Annotated in this window: 17 protein-coding genes and 1 pseudogene; 8 read left to right on the top strand and 10 right to left on the bottom strand. The window is 38.7% G+C overall.

The features are described from left to right. Positions 1–11 precede the first annotated feature (11 nt). Positions 12–320 carry a DUF3817 domain-containing protein gene (locus BN8061_RS06525; protein ID WP_068597538.1) on the bottom strand — a complete coding sequence of 103 codons (309 nt, stop codon included), beginning with the start codon at positions 318–320 and terminating at the stop codon, positions 12–14. A 119-nt stretch (positions 321–439) separates the two neighbouring features. Here BN8061_RS06525 and BN8061_RS06520 point away from each other — a divergent pair, with 119 nt between their 5' ends. From BN8061_RS06520 to BN8061_RS06510, 3 genes are all read left to right on the top strand, one after another. After that, on the top strand, positions 440–2,074 hold the full coding sequence (locus BN8061_RS06520; RefSeq protein ID WP_068597536.1) for a BamA/TamA family outer membrane protein: 1,635 nt from the start codon (positions 440–442) through the stop codon (positions 2,072–2,074). Positions 2,075–2,153: 79 nt separating this feature from the next. Continuing rightward, positions 2,154–3,344 carry a C1 family peptidase gene (locus tag BN8061_RS06515; RefSeq protein ID WP_068597534.1) on the top strand — a complete coding sequence of 397 codons (1,191 nt, stop codon included), beginning with the start codon at positions 2,154–2,156 and terminating at the stop codon, positions 3,342–3,344. 50 nt (positions 3,345–3,394) lie between these two features. Beyond that, positions 3,395–4,114, top strand: a complete 720-nt coding sequence (locus BN8061_RS06510; protein WP_068597532.1) for a hypothetical protein — start codon at positions 3,395–3,397, stop codon at positions 4,112–4,114. A 62-nt stretch (positions 4,115–4,176) separates the two neighbouring features. On the opposite strand, the gene BN8061_RS06505 is transcribed toward BN8061_RS06510, so the two are convergent. The 4 genes from BN8061_RS06505 to kdsA all read right to left on the bottom strand — a co-directional run bounded on the left by BN8061_RS06505 (position 4,177) and on the right by kdsA (position 7,742). After that, complete coding sequence (locus tag BN8061_RS06505; RefSeq protein ID WP_068597530.1) at positions 4,177–4,764, bottom strand: adenylate kinase; 588 nt, start codon at positions 4,762–4,764, stop codon at positions 4,177–4,179. A gap of 14 nt (positions 4,765–4,778) precedes the next feature. Continuing rightward, entirely contained in the window at positions 4,779–5,318 is a 540-nt protein-coding gene (gene hpt / locus BN8061_RS06500; protein ID WP_068597528.1) for a hypoxanthine phosphoribosyltransferase, read from the bottom strand. A 63-nt stretch (positions 5,319–5,381) separates the two neighbouring features. After that, positions 5,382–6,743 carry an oxygen-independent coproporphyrinogen III oxidase gene (hemN, locus tag BN8061_RS06495; protein WP_068597526.1) on the bottom strand — a complete coding sequence of 454 codons (1,362 nt, stop codon included), beginning with the start codon at positions 6,741–6,743 and terminating at the stop codon, positions 5,382–5,384. A 189-nt stretch (positions 6,744–6,932) separates the two neighbouring features. Then, the gene (gene kdsA / locus BN8061_RS06490; protein WP_068597523.1) at positions 6,933–7,742 is read right to left on the bottom strand and encodes a 3-deoxy-8-phosphooctulonate synthase; all 810 of its coding nucleotides are present in this window, start codon (positions 7,740–7,742) and stop codon (positions 6,933–6,935) included. A gap of 245 nt (positions 7,743–7,987) precedes the next feature. Between kdsA and BN8061_RS06480 the strand changes: the two genes are divergently transcribed. Next, a complete protein-coding gene (locus BN8061_RS06480; RefSeq protein WP_068597519.1) occupies positions 7,988–9,106 on the top strand; it encodes a glycosyltransferase in 1,119 nt (372 codons plus the stop codon). A 94-nt stretch (positions 9,107–9,200) separates the two neighbouring features. Here the strand turns inward: BN8061_RS06480 and BN8061_RS06475 are convergent, their stop codons facing one another. Both BN8061_RS06475 and rpmH read right to left on the bottom strand, forming a co-directional pair. Further along, a complete protein-coding gene (locus BN8061_RS06475; RefSeq protein ID WP_068597518.1) occupies positions 9,201–9,899 on the bottom strand; it encodes a cell division ATP-binding protein FtsE in 699 nt (232 codons plus the stop codon). Between the two features lie 83 nt (positions 9,900–9,982). Next, entirely contained in the window at positions 9,983–10,141 is a 159-nt protein-coding gene (gene rpmH, locus BN8061_RS11770; RefSeq protein ID WP_094745878.1) for a 50S ribosomal protein L34, read from the bottom strand. Between the two features lie 291 nt (positions 10,142–10,432). Between rpmH and gyrA the strand changes: the two genes are divergently transcribed. After that, a complete protein-coding gene (gyrA, locus tag BN8061_RS06470) occupies positions 10,433–12,997 on the top strand; it encodes a DNA gyrase subunit A (protein WP_394330294.1) in 2,565 nt (854 codons plus the stop codon). Between the two features lie 17 nt (positions 12,998–13,014). Next, the gene (locus BN8061_RS06465) at positions 13,015–14,199 is read left to right on the top strand and encodes a tetratricopeptide repeat protein (protein WP_068597514.1); all 1,185 of its coding nucleotides are present in this window, start codon (positions 13,015–13,017) and stop codon (positions 14,197–14,199) included. A 116-nt stretch (positions 14,200–14,315) separates the two neighbouring features. On the opposite strand, the gene surE is transcribed toward BN8061_RS06465, so the two are convergent. Then, the gene (surE, locus tag BN8061_RS06460) at positions 14,316–15,083 is read right to left on the bottom strand and encodes a 5'/3'-nucleotidase SurE (protein WP_068597511.1); all 768 of its coding nucleotides are present in this window, start codon (positions 15,081–15,083) and stop codon (positions 14,316–14,318) included. A gap of 130 nt (positions 15,084–15,213) precedes the next feature. On the opposite strand from surE, the gene BN8061_RS06455 reads away from it, so the two are divergent. Beyond that, positions 15,214–17,367 carry a carboxy terminal-processing peptidase gene (locus BN8061_RS06455; protein WP_094745877.1) on the top strand — a complete coding sequence of 718 codons (2,154 nt, stop codon included), beginning with the start codon at positions 15,214–15,216 and terminating at the stop codon, positions 17,365–17,367. 4 nt (positions 17,368–17,371) lie between these two features. Beyond that, a complete protein-coding gene (locus BN8061_RS06450) occupies positions 17,372–18,484 on the top strand; it encodes an ABC transporter permease (protein WP_068597509.1) in 1,113 nt (370 codons plus the stop codon). A 434-nt stretch (positions 18,485–18,918) separates the two neighbouring features. Here BN8061_RS06450 and BN8061_RS12180 read toward each other — a convergent pair. Together BN8061_RS12180 and BN8061_RS06435 are read right to left on the bottom strand one after the other, a co-directional pair. Beyond that, positions 18,919–19,269, bottom strand: a pseudogene (locus BN8061_RS12180) (transposase); the annotation flags it as partial. Positions 19,270–19,422: 153 nt separating this feature from the next. Next, positions 19,423–19,809, bottom strand: coding sequence for a hypothetical protein (locus BN8061_RS06435; protein ID WP_162270408.1), 387 nt, complete (start codon positions 19,807–19,809; stop codon positions 19,423–19,425). Between the last annotated feature and the right edge of the window lie 55 nt (positions 19,810–19,864).

The following is a 19,864-nucleotide window of genomic DNA, read 5'->3' as shown; positions in this document are numbered from 1 at the left end:
TCAAACCAATATTAGTTACGTCCAAAATGATTGTTTTGATATCTTTTGGGGTTTAACAACCTCCGTTCAGCCCAAATTGTTCCACCTGGAATAACGGCTGAAACAAAGAAGATCGCGAAAATTGTCCAACTCCAATTATATTTATCTTTCAATAAATACAACAACACAACATAGACTACAAACAACAATCCGTGTGCTCTACCCACATGAGTTACATAGGTTGGATCTTGCCAAATGTATTTCATTGGCATGGCAAAGAAAAACAACAACACAGCAGAAATTGCTTCTAAAACACCGACGATTTTGAAAAGTTTCAACATACGTTTTTTTTATTTTCTACAAAAATAATAGGATAAATCATTAGTTTAGCTATAGAAAAACCAAAATCTAAATACTTAAAGGTAACTTAATCACGTTGTAGTTATTGATTTTTATCGGAATGAAATACATACTTACGCTTTTCACGTTGTTTCTTTGCCTGAATAGTTGGGCACAAGAAAAGAAAATGTACGAATTCTACGACCTGCAATCTGCCGGAAATGCTAAAATTTTTGATAAAAATATAACGCCATACGAGCTCTCACTTGTTTTTGATTCGCTGCAGCAAATGGGATATTACACCCTAGAAATCGATTCGATTACAGATCGAAAAGTTTACCTGAATCGAGGAAAATTATACCGTAATATTTGGGTAAAAAATAACGAACTTTTCCAAAATCAGCACGATTATTTTCCTACCAAAAATTTGGATTCTATCATCCAAACCATCAATCAAAAAGAAATTGAAAACGGTCGCCCTTTTTCTAGCGTAAAAATCATCCCGAAAGGACAGCTGAACAATGAAACAAAAGTTGAATTGCTTTTGCAAAAAGGCAAGACGAGAACCATCGATGGGGTGAAATTGGTCGGTTATCAAAAGCTTTCGCCAAGTTATATCAAACAACAGCTCGAGCTGAGAAATGGTGAAATTTATAACGAAAACAAGCTGGCAGAACTCAGTACCAAAATCGCTCAAAATCCTTTTATACAGCAGACCCGATCACCCAATATTTTGTTCAGAGAAGATTCGACTTACCTCTACCTCTATACCGAAAAAGTGAATGCTAATCTGTTTGATGGAATCCTTGGTTTTGGGTCGGATGAAGAAGGAAAATTCAAGTTGAATGGCAATGTGACATTGGAGCTCAACAACAACTTCAACGCCATGGAGCAAATTCGGTTGAATTGGATAGGAACGGCAAACAAAAATACCACGCTCGATTTGCGTTTGCGTTTCCCTTATCTGTTGAAGTCGCGCATTGGCAGCGAAACCAATTTCAAACTCTTCAAACAAGATAGCGTATTTGTCAATTCGCACCTCAATCAACGATTCTTTTATCAGCTAAATTCTAATTCGAATATTGGACTCAACCTCGGTTTGCAATCATCCAATTTTGTGCTCGACGAATATCCCGAAATTGCAAGAAATTATGACGACTTTCAGAAAACCTATTTTGGAATAACCTACGAATATTTTTTAGGATCAGCATTCCGAATATTAGAAGGCAAACAACGATTATTTGTTATGGCAAATTCGATCAGAAGAAAAGAAAAAAATTACGCTCCAACGCAAGAAATCGAGAATGAAACAACGCATCAGTACGAAGTCGGACTCGAAACTTATCGCCTGTTTCACCTTGGCAAAAAACACTATGCCAAAGCCTCGTTGACCTATTACGGATTGTTTGATGCAGCGAATGAATTTTCAGAAAATGAACTTTATAGGATTGGCGGATTCAATTCGATTCGTGGCTTTAACGAAGAAAGTATCACCGCCAATCAATACGGAATTCTAGGTGCAGAATATCGTTTTGTACCCAACGAAGCCTTTTATGTTGCCTTGTTTGGCGATTACGGTTCTATCGACAATAGACGTATGGACATCAAAACAAACCTGTTGAGTTTGGGTACTGGCATCTCTTTTTTGACTAGAATGGGAATTTTCAACCTGAGTTATGCGGTTGGAAAAACAGCGCAACAATCGTTCGACTTCAAAGAATCTAAAATTCATTTTGGTATTTTGAGCACTTTTTAAGCTTAAAAAAATCAAAAGCTTTTGTAACTTTCGAACATTAGTTCAGACAAGTAAATTAAAGTTTAATCAATATCAAGACATGAAAAAAATAGTTTTATCGGTAATTACCATTTCTTTTTTGGCTGGAATGGGAGGCTCGCTCCACGCACAAGACAATTTGGTCAATTCACTCAGCAAGAATGTTAGCGACAACAGCAAAGCGTCTTTTCAGTTCACAGAAATCATCAATTTATCTCAAACTCCAGTACAAAATCAAGCCTCTTCGGGTACTTGTTGGTCGTATTCTGGAAACTCGTTTATCGAATCTGAAATGATAAGAATGGGCAAAAAACCGATTGTCTTATCACAGGTTTTCACTGCTCGACACGCCTACCAAGACCGAGCGGTACAATATGTAAAAATGCACGGAAATTTGGCTTTGGGCGAAGGCGGTGTATTTCATGACGTGTTGAACGTTTACGAAAAATACGGAGCTGTCCCTTACGAAGCCTACACTGGCCTAAATTACGGAACAAATAAAAATCAGTTTGGTGAAATGAGCGCTGCATTAGAAGGCTTTCTTAGCGGAATCGTGCAGAACAAAAACGGAAAACTTACGCCCAATTGGACTTCGGCATACGCCGGAATTCTCGATGCGTATTTGGGCAAATATCCCGCAACTTTTACTTATGAGGGTAAAAAATACACGCCAAAAACTTTTGCAAACGAACGTATCGGAATCAAGGCCAGCGATTACGTAGCCATTTCATCGTTCAAAGAGCATCCATATTACAAACAATTCATCCTCATGATTCCAGACAACTGGGCGTTGGGGCAATATTGGAATGTACCAATGAACGAACTCACGATGATCATAGACAATGCATTGAAAAATGGTTATACCGTTGCTTGGGCGCAAGATGTTTCTGAAAAATCTTTCAGTTGGAAAAACGGCGTGGCGTACATACCAGAAAAAGAATATGCCGATATGACCGAGCAAGAACGAAAAGATATGTTCAACGGCCCGAAGCCTGAGCGAAAAATTACCGAAGAAATGAGACAACAAGCTTTTGACAATTACGAAACCACAGACGATCACGGAATGCACATCGTGGGATTGGCAAAAGACCAAAATGGCAAAGAATATTACATCATCAAAAATTCTTGGGGCGAAAGCAACGATTACAAAGGCTATATGTATGTAACCAAAGCCTATGTCGATTATAAAACGCTGAACATTTTGGTGCATAAAGACGCCGTGCCAAAGAATATTTTGAACAAACTGAAATAATTCTGCCATTTCGACGTTGTACATAAACAAAATGTAAAATAGTTTAACCAATGAAAAAATTAGCTTTAATCGCTTTATTCGCAACCGGGACCTTGTCTTTTCTTTCGTGTTCATCAGATGATGACAACGGCAGAGGAAATTCGCCAGAACAAACCTTGGTTCCTGTAAAATTTGTTTATACTGGTTCTGAGAACGGATTCGAAGAATACGAATACAACACAAACCTATACCTCACAAAAATTACGTCTACCTTGAATGCGAGTATTTCGCAATACCAGTTTTCGTATATCAGCAACAAGTTGTCAAAAGTAATCGAAGACAATCCTGGTACAGATGAAGATTACGAATACATCATTTCTTACGAAGGATCGGACAACATAAAGATTGAGCAAAAAAAGAATAATGCGAGTGTAAAGATCGACTATATTAAAGTAAATGCTGATGGAACTTTGAGGAGTTATGACACCACCTCTTTCAGCTACAGCGATGGAAATTTGGTTCAAAAATTCGAAGCAGGAAATGCAACGAATTACGAATACTTAGCCGAAGAATCGTTGTACAAAAACATCAAAACAGAATCTTGGGTGTTTTCTTACTTCAAAATTTCTCCTGAGGCAAAGAACAAAAATCAATTGAAGTCGATAAAGCATGCCAACATGTCGCCTACTACTTTGAGTTATTCTGACTATCAAGTTGGGAATCTATTCCCTAAAAAGATCAGCACCGTAGGACCTGAAGACAATTTTACACAAACCGTTACTTATCAGTAATGCTAAATAAAAAACCTCCGAAAATGGAGGTTTTTTTGGTGTATAGCTTTCGTTAAATATCGTTATTCTTTTATCATTGCTTTGTTGATGGCTTCGATTAGTTTGGTGGTAATTTCATCAATTTCACCTATCCCATCAATTTCTACCCATTTGCCTTGCGCCTTGTAATGCTCGGCAACTTCGGCAGTTTTGGCGTAATATTCGGTAATACGATGACGAATAATCGATTCATCGACATCATCGCTGCGTCCGCTCGTTTTTCCTCTTTCGAGTAAGCGTTGCACCAACACTTCGTCATCAACAACCAAAGCAACGGTCACGGTAACCTCGTCGTCGAATTTTTCGGCCAAGATCACGTCTAAGGCTTCTGCCTGTGATGTAGTTCGTGGATAACCGTCGAAGATGTATCCGTTTGGACCTTTGCCTTTATCCAATTCCTGAACCAGCATTTTGGTTGTGATATCGTCTGGAACCAAACTACCTTTGTCCATATATTCGCGTGCCTGTTGTCCCAATTCGGTATTGTTTTTCAGATTATAACGAAACAATTCTCCTGTTGAGATTTGAGGCGTTTGGTATTTCTGCTCCAAAAATTGCGCTTGAGTTCCTTTCCCACTACCTGGAGGGCCGAACAGTACGATGTTTAGCATTGTTTTATGGTGTTTTAATATGATTTAATTTGATATATATCTGGAAGATTTCTTCCGTAACCGTCGTAGTCTAAGCCGTAACCCAGTACAAATTTATCTGGAATAGACAGACCGATAAGGTCTACTTTCAAATCTTTTTTATAAGCGTCTGGTTTGAATAACAAGGTCGCAATCTTCAGCGATTTTACGTTTTTCTCAGTCAAGATTCGATGCAATTCTACCAAAGTGTTGCCTGTATCTACGATATCTTCTAAGATAATCACGTGACGACCTTCTAATGAAACTGGAATATCCATTTGCACGCATACCTTTCCGGTAGAAGCTGTGCCTTCGTAAGAAGCCAATTTCAAAAACGAGATTTCGCATTGGCCTGGGTAATTCTTCAAAAAATCGCTCATGAACATGACCACACCATTCAATACCCCAACAAATACCGGAACTTCATCTTTGTATTCCTCGTAGATTTTGTTGGCCATATTGATGATAGCATGCTCTATTTCTTCGAATGCGATGTACGGAATAAATGTTTTCCCTAAAATATCTATTTCTTTCATTGAGTTATTGTCCACTTCAAATATAGTATTTTGAATAATTATTCTAAAATTTATTCTATTGAATTATATCGTCATTGAAAAAATTCGCGTTTCTGGTGCATTTTTCAACAGGTGCAAATCGAAAGCCATGCATACATTTCGCACAAATGGTCGACCTTCTTCTTTTACCACCAAACGGTCGTCGAAAATTTCTATCAACTGATCATCTTGCATTCCTTGTAACATTTCGAGCGAATTCGATAAATGATCAAATTTCATCGAATCGTCCTTCCACGAAGTTTCCAAATTGCACATCAGATTTAGGATATGGCGACGTATAATCAAATCTTCTTCGCTAAGGATATGACCTTTGAAAACCGACAATTCGCCGTTGCGTATCGTGGTTTCGTACTCTTCTACTGTTTTTTCGTTCTGAGCAAAACTGTACCAAGAATCACTAATCGATGACACGCCTAAGCCAATCATCAATTGGGTTTTTGATGAGGTATACCCCATAAAATTGCGATGCAAGGTATGTGCAACCATCGATTGGTACATGCTATCTGTTGGCAAAGCAAAATGATCCATCCCAATTTCTACATATCCCATTTCTTCGAACAGGCGTTTTCCTTCTTCGTACAATTCACGTTTCAACTCGGGCGAAGGTAAATCTTCATCTTCAAATCCGCGTTGCCCCACGCCTTTTATCCAAGGCACATGGGCATAACTGTAGAAAGAAATGCGGTCCGGATTCAGAGATTTGGTTTTGTTGATGGTATCGATCATCCCTTCTAGGGTCTGATGCGGTAAGCCAAACACCAAATCGTGAGAGACAGAGGTAAAACCTATTTCGCGCGCTTCAAGGGTTGCTTTTTCTACGTTTTCGAAAGGCTGAATTCGGTTTATTGCCTTTTGTACTTTGTAATCGTAATCTTGTACACCATACGAAATGCGTCTAAATCCTACGTCGTACAGTGCTTGTAAATGAGCTTTTGTGGTATTGTTGGGATGCCCTTCTATACTGAATTCATAATCATCTGCTCGATCTGCAAGCTCAAAAATTCCGTTTATCAATAGGCTTAAATTCTCTGGAGAGAAAAACGTTGGCGTTCCTCCGCCCAAGTGTATTTCTTTGATTTTTGGTCGAGCAGGCAACAAGTCAACATACAACTTCCACTCTTGCAACAAGGTTTCTATATAAGGTTGCTCTACGCTGTGTTGTTTGGTTATCCGTTTATTGCACGCACAAAATGTACAAAGTGATTCGCAAAAAGGTAAATGGATATAAATCGAGATTCCTTCTTCTTCATTACTTTCATCAAAAGCGCGCTGAAAAGTTTCTATCCAGCCTTGTTTAGTAAAGCCATCATTGTCCCAAAACGGAACGGTCGGGTAACTTGTATAACGAGGTCCTGGAATATTATATTTTTGAATTAAATTATTCATTTTCAATATTTTCTATCACATTCATTTAATAAAAAATCGTACATAAACAGAAAAAAGTTTCAATCTTCTTGTTTTTCTGTTCATTATTCTATTCTATAAAATCAATCCAAAAAAAATCCTATCCATAAAAAACTAAATAAGCTTTTTCTATTTTCCGGATAGTTAAATGATTGGATGAAGATTATTATGTTATAAAATAGCTTGACGAATTCTTACCAATTTTGTCAATAGTCCTTCTAATAAATCTAATTGCAACATATTCGCACCATCACTTTTTGCACATTTTGGGTCAGGATGCGTTTCTATAAATAAGCCATCTGCACCAACTGCAATTCCTGCTTTGGCAATGGTTTCTATCAGTTCTGGTTTTCCCCCGGTTACGCCCGAAGCTTGATTCGGTTGTTGCAGAGAATGTGTGATATCTAAAATTACCGGTGCATAATTTTGCATCACCGGGATTCCACGATAATCCACCACCAAATCTCCATAACCAAACATACTTCCTCGTTCGATAATCGCAACATTTTGATTACCTGAATCGGTTACTTTTTCTACCGGAAACTTCATGCTTTCTGGCGAGAGAAATTGCCCTTTTTTCAGGGTAACATGTTTGCCTGTTTTTGCTGCAGCAACCACTAAATCAGTCTGACGGACCAAAAATGCCGGAATCTGCAAAACGTCTACATATTCGGCAGCCATTTCTGCATGCCAAGGCTCGTGAATATCGGTGGTCGTCGGAATATCGAAAGTTTCACCAACTTTACGAATAATTTCTAACGCTTTTTCATCACCAATTCCAGTAAAACTATCAATACGAGAACGATTTGCTTTCTTAAAAGAACCTTTGAAGATGTATGGGATATTCAATTTCGATGTAATATTCACCACTTTGTCGGCAATTTGCAATGCCATTTCTTCGCTTTCGATGGCACAAGGTCCGGCTATTAAAAAGAAATTTCTAGAATCTTGATTCTTAATTTTTGGAAGTGTCTGTATCATTAGGCAAAGATAAGAAACTTATTATGTAATTTTTATTAATTTTGAACGATACTTTATCGAACACAACATTCACAAGATGGCTACTTTCTACCAATTAAAACTTGCTGAAATCATCGGTTACTCGGTCACGATTTTTATCGTGATGCCATTTGTTTTGAACAACGCACACGAGATTCGATTCGTTTTGGCATTTTTATTTTGGGTTGAGTTTCACAATCTATTCATCAAAAAAACATCGCTTAGTTTTGAAAATTCTCGCAGCTGTTATCAATAATATCGAAAACGATCAACGATTAGACAAGGTTTGCCGTTCTTTATTGAAGTTTGGTTTCGATGTCGAACTCATTGGGTCGGATCATCGAGGAAGTCGAAAGTTGGACAAACCTTTTCGTACACACCTCATCCATGTTCATTACAAAGATTCGTACAAGTTTTATTTGGAATATAATTGGAAGTTGTTTTGGGTTTTATGGGAGAGAACCGACCAACAAACCATTTTGCTTGCCAACGATTTGGACACGCTTTTGCCTTATTACCTCATCAGTAAACTAAAGAAAAGACCTTTGGTTTTCGATAGCCACGAAATCTATTCTGAAATGCCTTCGCTGAGTGCTCGACCTCGGACTAAAAAAGTCTGGAAAATGCTCGAGCGATTTTTAATTCCGAAAATCAAACATTTTTATACCGTAAGCGAAGGATATGCAACGTGGTTCGAGCAAGAATACAAGGTAAAACCCGCAGTGATTCGAAACCTCCCGAAACTGATAAAATGGAATGAAACAGAAGAAACCGTTTTTTTTCCTTTACCACCCAATCCCTTAGATCAGCCCATTGTTTTGTACCAGGGCGATGTAAACATTAGTCGCGGACTAGAAAAGATGATTGCTGCTTTTCAATTTATCGATTTTGCTCAATTGTGGATTGTTGGCGATGGACCAAATAAAGCAACAATCGAAAAACTACGCCACAATCTTCAACTACAAGACAGGGTTCATTTTTTAGGAAGAGTAAATGCAGATCTTCTGAAGAGTATCACGCCTTTGGCAGACATCGGCATCAGCATAGAAGAAGATCACGGTCTGAGCTATCGTTATGCTTTGCCCAACAAACTGTTCGATTATATCCAAGCGAGGGTTCCGGTTCTCGGGTCGAATCTGCCAGAAATCGAAAAGATCATCAATACTTACGACATTGGTGAAGTGATTCGAAATCATGAACCAGACGAAATAAAATCGAAAATAGAACAAATGCTCGCAAACGGAAAAACGCACTATCGAGAGAATCTTACCATTGCCTCGCGTAAACTTTGTTGGGAAAATGAAGAGCAGAAATTAAAAGAAATTTTCGATCGGTTTAAGGTTTAATAAAGAGAACAAAAAAAATTGCACCGACCCAATCTAACTTTTTTGGAGCAGTGCAATCAAGTTTTTTATATTTTAAATTTCCGCTGAAATGCTATTAATTTTCTAACATTTCTGGAAAATATTCTACTACCTTTTCGTTTTCGCATTTCAACATGCGTGCCGGAAATTTTCGAATGATGTCGTAATCATGTGTTGCCATCATTACCGCACAGTTGTTGAGTTTCGATACCGACAAAAGAAGGTTCATGATTTCGTTGGAGGTCTCTGGGTCTAAATTTCCAGTAGGTTCATCGGCCAAAATCAACTTTGGCGAATTCAGTAAAGCACGCGCAATAGCCACCCTTTGCTGTTCACCACCCGATAGACGAAATGGCATCATTTTCTTTTTCGACAGCATTCCTACGCTATCCAACACTTGATCGATACGATCTTTTATCATTTGCGAATTCTTCCAACCGGTTGCTTTCAAGACAAAGCTGAGATTTTGCTCTACGGTACGATCTGTCAACAACTGAAAATCTTGAAACACAATTCCGAGATGACGACGGAGATCTGGAATTTTACCAATTTTTAGATTCTTCAGATCATAACCCACAACCGATCCTTTACCCGATTCCAAAGGCAAATCACCATATAAGACCTTCATCAAGCTACTCTTTCCGCTACCAGTTTTCCCGATGAGGTAGACAAATTCACCCTCTTTCAATTGGAAATTTACACCACTCAAAACCAGGTGACTACGTTGATAAACTGATGCGCTATTGAGCTCGATGACATTATTCAATTCAGACATTTTCTCTATTCTTTGTAAAACAAATATAAATAAAAAAGCCTGAAAGTTTCCTCTCAAGCTTTAAAATTATTAAATAGTAGCTATTATCGTTTAGCTCTAACTTCGCTAATCGTCAATGCTTTTCTGCCTTTTCTTCTACGATTTGCTAATACTCTACGACCATTTTTAGTCGACATACGCTCACGGAACCCGTGTTTGTTTCTTTTCTTTCTGTTACTTGGTTGAAATGTTCTCTTACTCATCTTTACAAAGTTTGGAATCCATTACACGAATGGGGTTGCAAATATAATTATTTTTTCTATTAAAATTTAAAACATCTGTGAATTTTAGCAAATTAACCTCAAAAGCCTTTCGGGAAGCAACTTCTGAAGGATTAATAATATTCACTCACAGTTTTATTGGGGGCAAATTTATAATTATTTTATGAATTAAACACAAAGTTTCAATAATATTTTGTTGATAATTCTATCATCAATCAGTCACCTTATTCGATTAAAATTTTGTAATTTTACACCCTTATATAATATATGAATATGACTGAAGGAGAAAAACTAATTCCCATTAACATTGAAGACGAAATGAAATCAGCTTACATCGATTATTCGATGTCGGTGATTGTTTCTCGTGCACTCCCAGATGTACGCGATGGGCTGAAGCCTGTACACAGAAGAGTGTTATTTGGAATGTACGAATTAGGGGTATTTTCAAATCGTGCTTATAAAAAATCTGCTCGTATTGTTGGAGAGGTTTTAGGTAAATTTCACCCGCATGGTGACAGTTCTGTTTACGACACCATGGTCCGCATGGCGCAACCATGGTCTCTGCGTTATCTACTTGTAGACGGACAGGGTAATTACGGTTCTGTTGATGGTGACCCACCTGCAGCAATGCGTTATACCGAAGCAAGACTACAAAAAATATCTGACGAATTGTTGGCAGATATAGACAAAGAAACAGTAGATTTCAGACTCAATTTCGACGATACCATATACGAGCCAACCGTATTGCCATCGCGCATCCCAACCTTGTTGGTGAACGGTGCGGCGGGTATTGCAGTAGGAATGGCGACCAATATGGCACCGCATAACCTGAGCGAAGCCATAGACGGTACCATCGCTTATATCGACAACAACGACATCACCATAGAAGAATTGATGCAACATATCAAAGCACCAGACTTCCCTACGGGAGGAACTATCTATGGTTATGATGGCGTAAAACAAGCATTCGAAACAGGACGTGGCCGAGTTGTTTTGCGTGCAAAAACTACTTTTGAAGAGGTGGACGGACGCAATTGCATCATCGTAAACGAAATTCCATACCAAGTAAACAAAGCAGACATGATTGCCAAAACTGCCGATTTGGTAAAGGATGGAAAACTCGACGGAATTTCGGAGATTCGCGACGAGTCGGATCGTAAAGGAATGCGCATTGTTTATGTGTTGAAAATGGATGCAGTACCCAACGTTGTACTGAACAAGCTATTCAAATTCACCCAATTACAATCATCTTTCAGCGTCAACAACATTGCTTTGGTCAATGGTCGACCAGAACAATTGAACCTGAAAGACATCATCATCCACTTCGTAAATCACCGTCATGATGTGGTGGTTCGCCGAACAGAATTCGAATTGAAAAAAGCCAAAGAACGTGCACACATCTTAGAAGGATACATGAAAGTGGTGGGCACGCAAGACGATTTGGACAGAGCAATAAAAATCATTCGCGAAAGCGAAACTCCAGATGTCGCTCGAGAAGCATTGATGGCGGCATTCGATTTGTCGGAGATTCAGGCAAGAGCAATCTTAGAGTTACGCCTCAGAACTCTCACTGGACTTGAAATTGATAAAATTCGTGCAGAATACGAAGAAATCATGAAAACCATCAACTACTTGCAAAGCATTTTAGACGATGTAAACTTGCGATACAGCATCATCAAAGAAGAGTTGCTCGAAATCAAGTCGAAGTATGGAGATGAAAGAAGAACGGACATCGACTATTCTGGAGGAGATTTCAACATGGAAGATTTGATTCCAGACGAAAATGTAGTGCTCACCATCTCTAGAATGGGCTACATCAAACGCACCTCATTATCAGAATATAAAAAACAATCGCGTGGCGGAGTTGGAAACCGAGCAGCCACAACACGTGACGAAGATTTCTTAGAATACATTGTGGTGGCGACCAATCACCAATACATGCTGTTCTTTACCGAAAAAGGAAAATGTTTCTGGCTCAGAGTATTCGAAATTCCAGAAGGATCGAGAACCTCGAAAGGTAGAGCCATCCAAAACTTGATCAATATAGAACCAGACGACAAAGTAAAAGCCTACATCCGCACCCACGATTTGATGGATGAAGAATACGTACGCAACAACTACGTCATCATGGTTACCAAAAATGGTATCATCAAGAAAACCTCTTTGGAAGCCTACTCTCGACCACGCGCCAACGGAATCAATGCGATTACAGTTCGCGAAGGCGATACGCTTTTGGAAGCCTTGCTGACCGATGGAAAATCGCAAATCATGATCGCCTCTAAATACGGTAAAGCCATCAGATTCTACGACGAAAAAGTACGCCCAATGGGTCGAACAGCTTCTGGAGTAAGAGGTATCAATCTCGGTGAAGAACCAGACAATGAAGTAATCGGTATGATTGTCGTGTCGGATATCGAAAACGAAACCGTTTTGGTCGTTTCTGAAAAAGGCTACGGAAAACGCACCTCTATAGAAGACTATCGCGAAACCAATCGTGGTGGAAAAGGCGTAACCACGCTGAACATTACCGAGAAAACTGGAAAATTGATTGCCATAGAATCTGTAACCGACGACAACGATCTGATGATCATCAACAAATCGGGTGTTGCCATTCGTACAGGATTGGATCAGATTCGCGTGATGGGACGAGCAACACAAGGTGTTCGACTCATCAACCTGAAAAACAATGATGAAATTGCAGCCATAGCAAAAGTTGAAATCGAAGAAGAAGTAGAGGATGAGAACGAGGAGTTGACCGATGAAAATGGTACAATCCTTGAAAACAATTCAGAGTCTAATAATGAAAATCCAGCCGAAGATCATTCGACTGAAGAATAAAAATAAAACAAAAAAACATGAAAAAATTCGTTTTATCATTAGGATTGGTTTTAGCTATCGGAGTTTCTTTTGCCCAAGAATTGACAACCGAACCATCGAAATTAGCAGAGAAACATTACAACGAAGCAAAACGTCTGCTCTCTATTGGTGAAGCTTCTAAAGCAGCGACAGAACTCGCAGCATTAGGAAAATATGAAAATGGGAAAGTCTACATTATACGCAATAAAGACACCAAAAAAGAAGAATACTATTACTCAGAAGAAGAGCTAAACAAAGCAATTGCAAATGGTAATTATGCAAAACCAAAAACGCAAGAACTGACGCAGAAATTCGGCATTCTTCTGAACTCTGAAGTCTCTGCTTTGGCAAACAAAGTCTTGGATGAAGCCAATACAGCTTTAGACAAAAAAGATTATAAAACTGCTGCACCAAAATTCTTAGACATCTACAATTTAACCAAAGCTTTAGGCGCAACCGATGAATTATACAAATATCAAGCAGCAATTACATATTACAACGCAAAAGATTTTACCAACTCACTCAAAATCATCAAAGAATTAGCTGCAGCCAACTTTACGGGTATGTCGCAAACCCAAACCAAAGATTACAACCGAGATTTGTACGTATTGGCGTTGAACAACTTGTACACCAGCAAAACGTTTGACCCAATCTTGGAAGAAGCGTTGAAAAAATATCCGAACGATAGCGACATCTCGACGCTTGCCACCGCAATCTATCAAGTTACGGGCAACGGAGATAAAATGAAAAAACAGTTGGAAGAGTCGATCAAAATCAACCCGAACGATCAAGCGAGCCTTTATAATTTAGGAACACTTTATTTACAAGACAATGAAGTCGACAAAGCAAAAGAGGCTTTCAAGAAATCGTTAGCGTTGAATCCGAATCACTTAGAATCAAACGTGAACATGGCATTGACGATTTTAAATAACGAGAAAGAGTATGTCGAAAAAATCAACAACAACCTCGGAAATTCTAAAAATCAACGAGCGATTTACGACGAGTACACCAAAAAACGTAAAGACGCTTACACAGAGGCTTTGCCATATTTACAGAAAGCATATGAGTTGGACAAGAAAAATGTTCAGTATGTACGATATTTAATCAATGCTTACCGTGCTACCGAAAATCAAACAAAAGAAGACGAGTTCAGAGCGCTCGAAAAATCTTTGATTGGTAAGTAATAACATTTTTTGTGATAACAAAAAAAGCTTAGATCGTGGTATCTAAGCTTTTTTTATCGATTCAATTCAAGGACAAATTTCGCGAAAAGCGTTCAAAAAAAACCACTCTTCAAGAATTACAAATCCCAATTTTTCAGTTCAGATAAAACATGATGGGCAGTCAAATCGTAGCGAATTGGCACGACCGAAATATACCCCTGTGACAAATAATATTCATCGGTATCCTCGCCTTTGTCCAAATTCTTAAACTCGCCCGACATCCAATAATAAGTTCTACCTCGTGGATCTGTGCGTTTATCAAACTCCTCGTACCATTTGGCATCGGCTTGTCTACACACCCTCACCCCTTTCAACTCTTCTTTTGGTAACTTCGGAATATTCACATTCAACACTACGCCTCTTGGCAAGCCTTTTTCGAGGACTTCTTTCACTATTTTTTGTATGTATTCGCGCGCAGGCTCGAAATCGGCATTGTACGAAAAATCATCTAACGAAAAACCAATAGCCGAAATCCCTTCTATCCCCGCCTCTACCGCGGCAGACATCGTACCAGAATAGATTACATTGATCGACGAGTTGGAGCCGTGATTGATACCAGAAACACACAAATCTGGTCTTCTTGGCAAAATATTGCTCACCGCCAATTTCACACAGTCTACTGGAGTACCAGAGCACGAAAATTCTTTGCGGGTAGAATCTTCTACCACAATCTCTTCTAGTTTGATGATCGAGTGTATGGTAACAGCATGCCCCATTCCGCTTTGCGGACTATCGGGTGCTACCACATAAATATCACCAAAATCCTTTACCATATCGATTAGCGCTCGTATACCAGGAGCCGTAATCCCATCATCGTTGGTGACTAAAATTAGCGGTCTTTTCATTTTCTAATTACTTTTATCGGTTTCATTACAAATGTAAAAAATAGAATCGAAATCCGATTTTTTGGTTTTATATTTGAAGATTAAATAAAATTTAAATTTTTATTTCAAAATCCATAGATAAAGAAAACATATGCTGATAAAGAAAACGTATATCCTCCTTGCATTTTTATCGATGAGTTTCTTAGCATTTTGCTTTTGTAAACCATTTGCAAGCGATAAAGAAAATGAAGATGATTACAAAAAAATCATGCGTAATACACGCACTACGCTAAAATACATTCATTACAAACCGGCAACAATCAATGATAATTTTTCGGAAAAAGTTTTTGCCAAATATTTAGAATTCATCGACCCTGCAAAACGATTGTTGTTGAAATCGGATTATGATTACTTCAAAAAAGACATTCACAATCAAGACGATTTTTTCAACAACGAAGACCTTACCTTCTATTTTGCTACCGTAGACACCATCTACAAACGCATAGAAGAGGTTGAAGCTTTTTCGAAAGAAATCTTTGAGCAACCGATGGACTTCACGGTAAAAGAAGATTTTGTAATCGACCCCAAAACCATCGATTATGCCAAAGACAAAGCCGAACTAAAAGATCGTTGGCGAAAATATTTGAAGTACAACATCATGCTCGAAATCATTTCGATGCAAGACGAATTGGACGAGCGTAAAAAACAAAAAGATTCTATCGGCGAAACCAAAGAAAATACACTTGACGACAGCGATAATAAGAAAAAAATTACCAAGGACACGCCATTCAACGAGGTAGAAAAAATCGCACGAGACGAAGTGAAAGATTTAATCCTAGATTATTTCCGCAGACTGAAGCAACGCAAACGCGAGACCTATTTCTCGATGTATATGAATAGTTTCACGGTACAATACGATCCGCATACCGTATATTTTTCACCTCAAGATAAAGAAGATTTAGACATCAGCATGTCTGGACAATTAGAAGGAATCGGAGCGCAATTGCAAGACAAAAAAGGCTATGCAACCATTGCCAGCCTTGTGGTTGGTGGTCCCGCTTGGAAAGATGGACGATTGCAAGTTGGTGATCAAATCATAAAAGTAGCCCAAGGTAAGAAAGGCGAAGCCGTGAATATTGTAGGCATGCTCTTAGACGAAGCCATTCGCCTGATTCGAGGTAAAAAAGGAACAGAAGTTATCCTTACCGTTAAGAAAAAAGATGGTTCGCAACAAGAAATTTCGTTGATCCGAGACATTATCGAAACCGATGAAACCTTTGCAAGATCGGCTGTGATTACCGACGAGAAAGGCGACAAATACGGCATCATCTACCTCCCAGAATTCTATACCAGTATGAATGGCACAGAAAGCCGAGATCCTTCGGATGATATTCTGAGAGAGATAAACGAACTGAAAAAAGAAAACATCAAAGGGCTTGTGATGGACGTTCGAAACAACCCAGGAGGATCGTTGGAAGAAGTAATCGAAATCGCTGGATTGTTTATTAAAAACGGACCAATCGTACAAGTAAAAAGAAGCGACGGTATGATGAAAATACACGAAGATCGAGACCCGATGATTGCTTACGACGGACCTTTGGTGGTGATGATCAACGAATTGTCGGCATCTGCTTCTGAAATCTTAGCGGCTGCCATGCAAGATTATGGCAGAGCCGTTGTCGTGGGTAGCCCACAATCTTTTGGTAAAGGAACCGTGCAAACCATTTTTCCAGTAGATCAACAAAACCGCTCGGAAGAGTTAGGCGCGCTGAAATTAACAATTCAAAAATTCTACCGTGTAAATGGTGGATCGACACAGTTGCGAGGCGTAAATTCTGATATCGCGATGGTAGATCAATACACCTATAGCGAAATAAATGAAGGTTCTCGTAAAGAATCACTCCCTTGGGATCAAATCGCGGCACTGAATATCGAACGTTGGAAACCAGAAATCAATTTGCAAACCATTATCGAAAGAAGTAAAGCTCGACTTTCTGATAACGCCAACCTGAGATTGATTGATGAAAGTGCTAAGTTTATGAAGTCGTTGGAAGACACCAAATCGATTCCGTTGAACTTGGAAGATTATAAAAAATTCAGAGATGGCCGCGAAAAGAACATCGAAAAGTTTGAGGTTTTGGACAAATACAAAAACAAGTTGAAATTTAGCAACACACAACGCGAATTGCAAAAAATAAAAAATGACACCGTGCTGAAAACACGCCGAGAAAATTGGCACAAATCTTTAGAAAAAGACTTGTATTTAGAAGAGTCTATCCATGTGTTGCGCGATATAAGAAGATAATAAAATGGTCGATCATCAAGGCTCACTTACACATAGTACCATAAAAAAATTAAGAAAGAATCCTCTTGGGGTTCTTTCTTTTGCTGTTATCATTTGTGCGGCTTTTATCACCATTTTTGCCTATTGCATTGCGACCGATAAAACGAAAAATGCAAATCGACAAGATCTTACCATTGCTTATGCCCCTGTTGGCTACACTCAAAAAACCATCGAGATACCGCTAAGCAATTACCGCCCTGGCTATTCTCTAGAAGATTTATTTTTTGGTAAAGAAATCGACACGGAGCATATTGGTATTCTGCATTACACTATTCACAACGAAGCACTTACCTACACCCCAAATATTGGCGATGGCGTTGCAGGAGAGAATGTAACTGTACCGCTCAGCTTGTGGACCAAACACCACATCTCGAAATCAGAAATCGAGAAAAAATTTATTTTCGACAAAACCTATCTTTTGGGTACCGATAGTTACGGTCGCGATTTCTTTTCGCGTTTGGTCATTGGCACGCGTATTTCTTTCCTCATCGGTTTCATAGCTGTTTTTATCTCGCTTGTCGTCGGAATTGGTTTGGGTGCTATCGCAGGGTACTATCGTGGTAGAATAGACAATTTTATCATGTGGGTGATCAATGTGGTTTGGTCTATCCCAACACTCTTGTTGGTTATCGCCATTACCTTGGCAATTGGCAAAGGTTTTTGGCAAATTTTTATTGCGGTCGGACTCACCATGTGGGTAGAAGTTGCGCGCGTGGTCCGTGGACAATTTTTATCGTATCGTGAAAAAGAATTTGTAGAGGCGGCAAGAGCTTTGGGGTTCTCAGATTATCGCATAATTTTCAAACAAATTTTGCCCAATGTCATGGCGCCAGTTATTGTGATTTCGGCAGCCAATTTTGCCTCTGCGATTTTGGTAGAGAGCGGACTAAGCTTTTTAGGAATCGGGGCGCAACCGCCTACGCCTTCTTGGGGAAACATCATCAAAGAGCATTACAGTCATATCATTCTTGGCAAGCAACATCTGGCTATTTTACCTGGTTTGGCCATCATGCTGTTGGTTTTAGGTTTTAATATTTTTGGCAATGTCTTGCGAGATGTGATGGATATCAAAAACTAACGTCGAAAAATCAACATTCAATACAAAAATAGATTTATCTGAATCTTGGTTGATGTGTAGGAAATCATCAAAAATATTTTTCTAATCGCTCAGCTTCTAAATGGTCCTTTTCTTAAAAGTGTTTTTGATTTTGATTAAACTTAAATTATTGTCTGAATTATTTCTTTTCCTATTATTTTTTTCAACTGACTGAAAGTTTCTGGATCATGCAAGTTTTGCCAATGTTTTTCGAAACTAGGTTTGAATCTATCAAAATGACCTTTATTCTCTTTATATATAATTATTCTGTCTTTATCACAATTACCAAAAATAGGCGCTTGCATTAGACTTGCGTAACCGTTGCACAACCCCCATTTTTATAAAAACCAATAAAAAAACCGACCTCTTTTAAAGCGATTTAAAGGAGGTTGTTGTTTTAGTTGTGGTGCAGAATCTTAGAATTCGGGTAACGTGAAAAACAAGCCTTTGAGCTCGTGGAGATGCGTTTTTAGAAAACTGTGTACTTCCCTTTGTTTCAGGGATAGAATTTGGGCTAAAACACTTGGTTTTTTCACCACAAAACGCAGGTATTTCTTCAGGTTATAGGTCAAAGCCGCCATCAAGACGTGTTTGTTCGCTTGTGCCATTCCTCTGGAGTTGATGCGTTTCATATTGTGATGGTTGATGAGCGTTCCCAAAACCGGTTCTACTGTACTGCTACGCCTTTTGGTGAGGAAGCGGGTATAGTTCTTGTCCTTGGTCAATTTCTCGTGCATCTCGTCATACAGCGGCTTGTGAATGCTGTCCGTCTTTGCCGTAGTAATGCTTTGTCGCCTTATAGAGAAAGCTAAAATCTAAACTTTCATTGTTTTTCTGTAAAAATTATCCTCTGGAACCAGCCTATCTAAACTGAGTTCATAAAATAGTTGTGGGCTAAAGTTTTTCTTGCCTTGCATAGGCTAATTTACAAAATTTTTATATATTTTCGTTGTGCAACAGGCACTTGCGTAGGACAAAGCTTGGTTGTATGATTTCGTCCGTTCTATATTCGAACTAAAATCGAACTTTGATTCGATTACTAATGGAGCATTCTGAAAACGAACTTCGTCTTTGGGTAAAAACACAAAATCAGGTATGGCTTTTTCCTTTCTTCCTGCCTTTTGAGACAATTGTCTTTTCCAATCATTTTCTACGTAACCTAACTTCAGCAAAACAGGAATCAACAATTGTTCTTCGACATCTTTTTCATTTTTTAGTTGACCTTCAATTTCTAAATTGGGGCTGTACAACTGTGGTAGAATTGAAGTATCAAATCCTAAATGTTTTATAATCTTTTTGCTTAACAAATGGAGGAAAATCTGTGATTTTAATGAGTTTATCATCGTCGTTCACCTCTAGCAT

Origin of the sequence: Vaginella massiliensis, assembly GCF_900089075.1 — a bacterium.
Classification (GTDB): Bacteria; Bacteroidota; Bacteroidia; order Flavobacteriales; family Weeksellaceae; genus Weeksella; species Weeksella massiliensis_A.
This window is presented reverse-complemented; position numbering and strand designations above follow the sequence as displayed.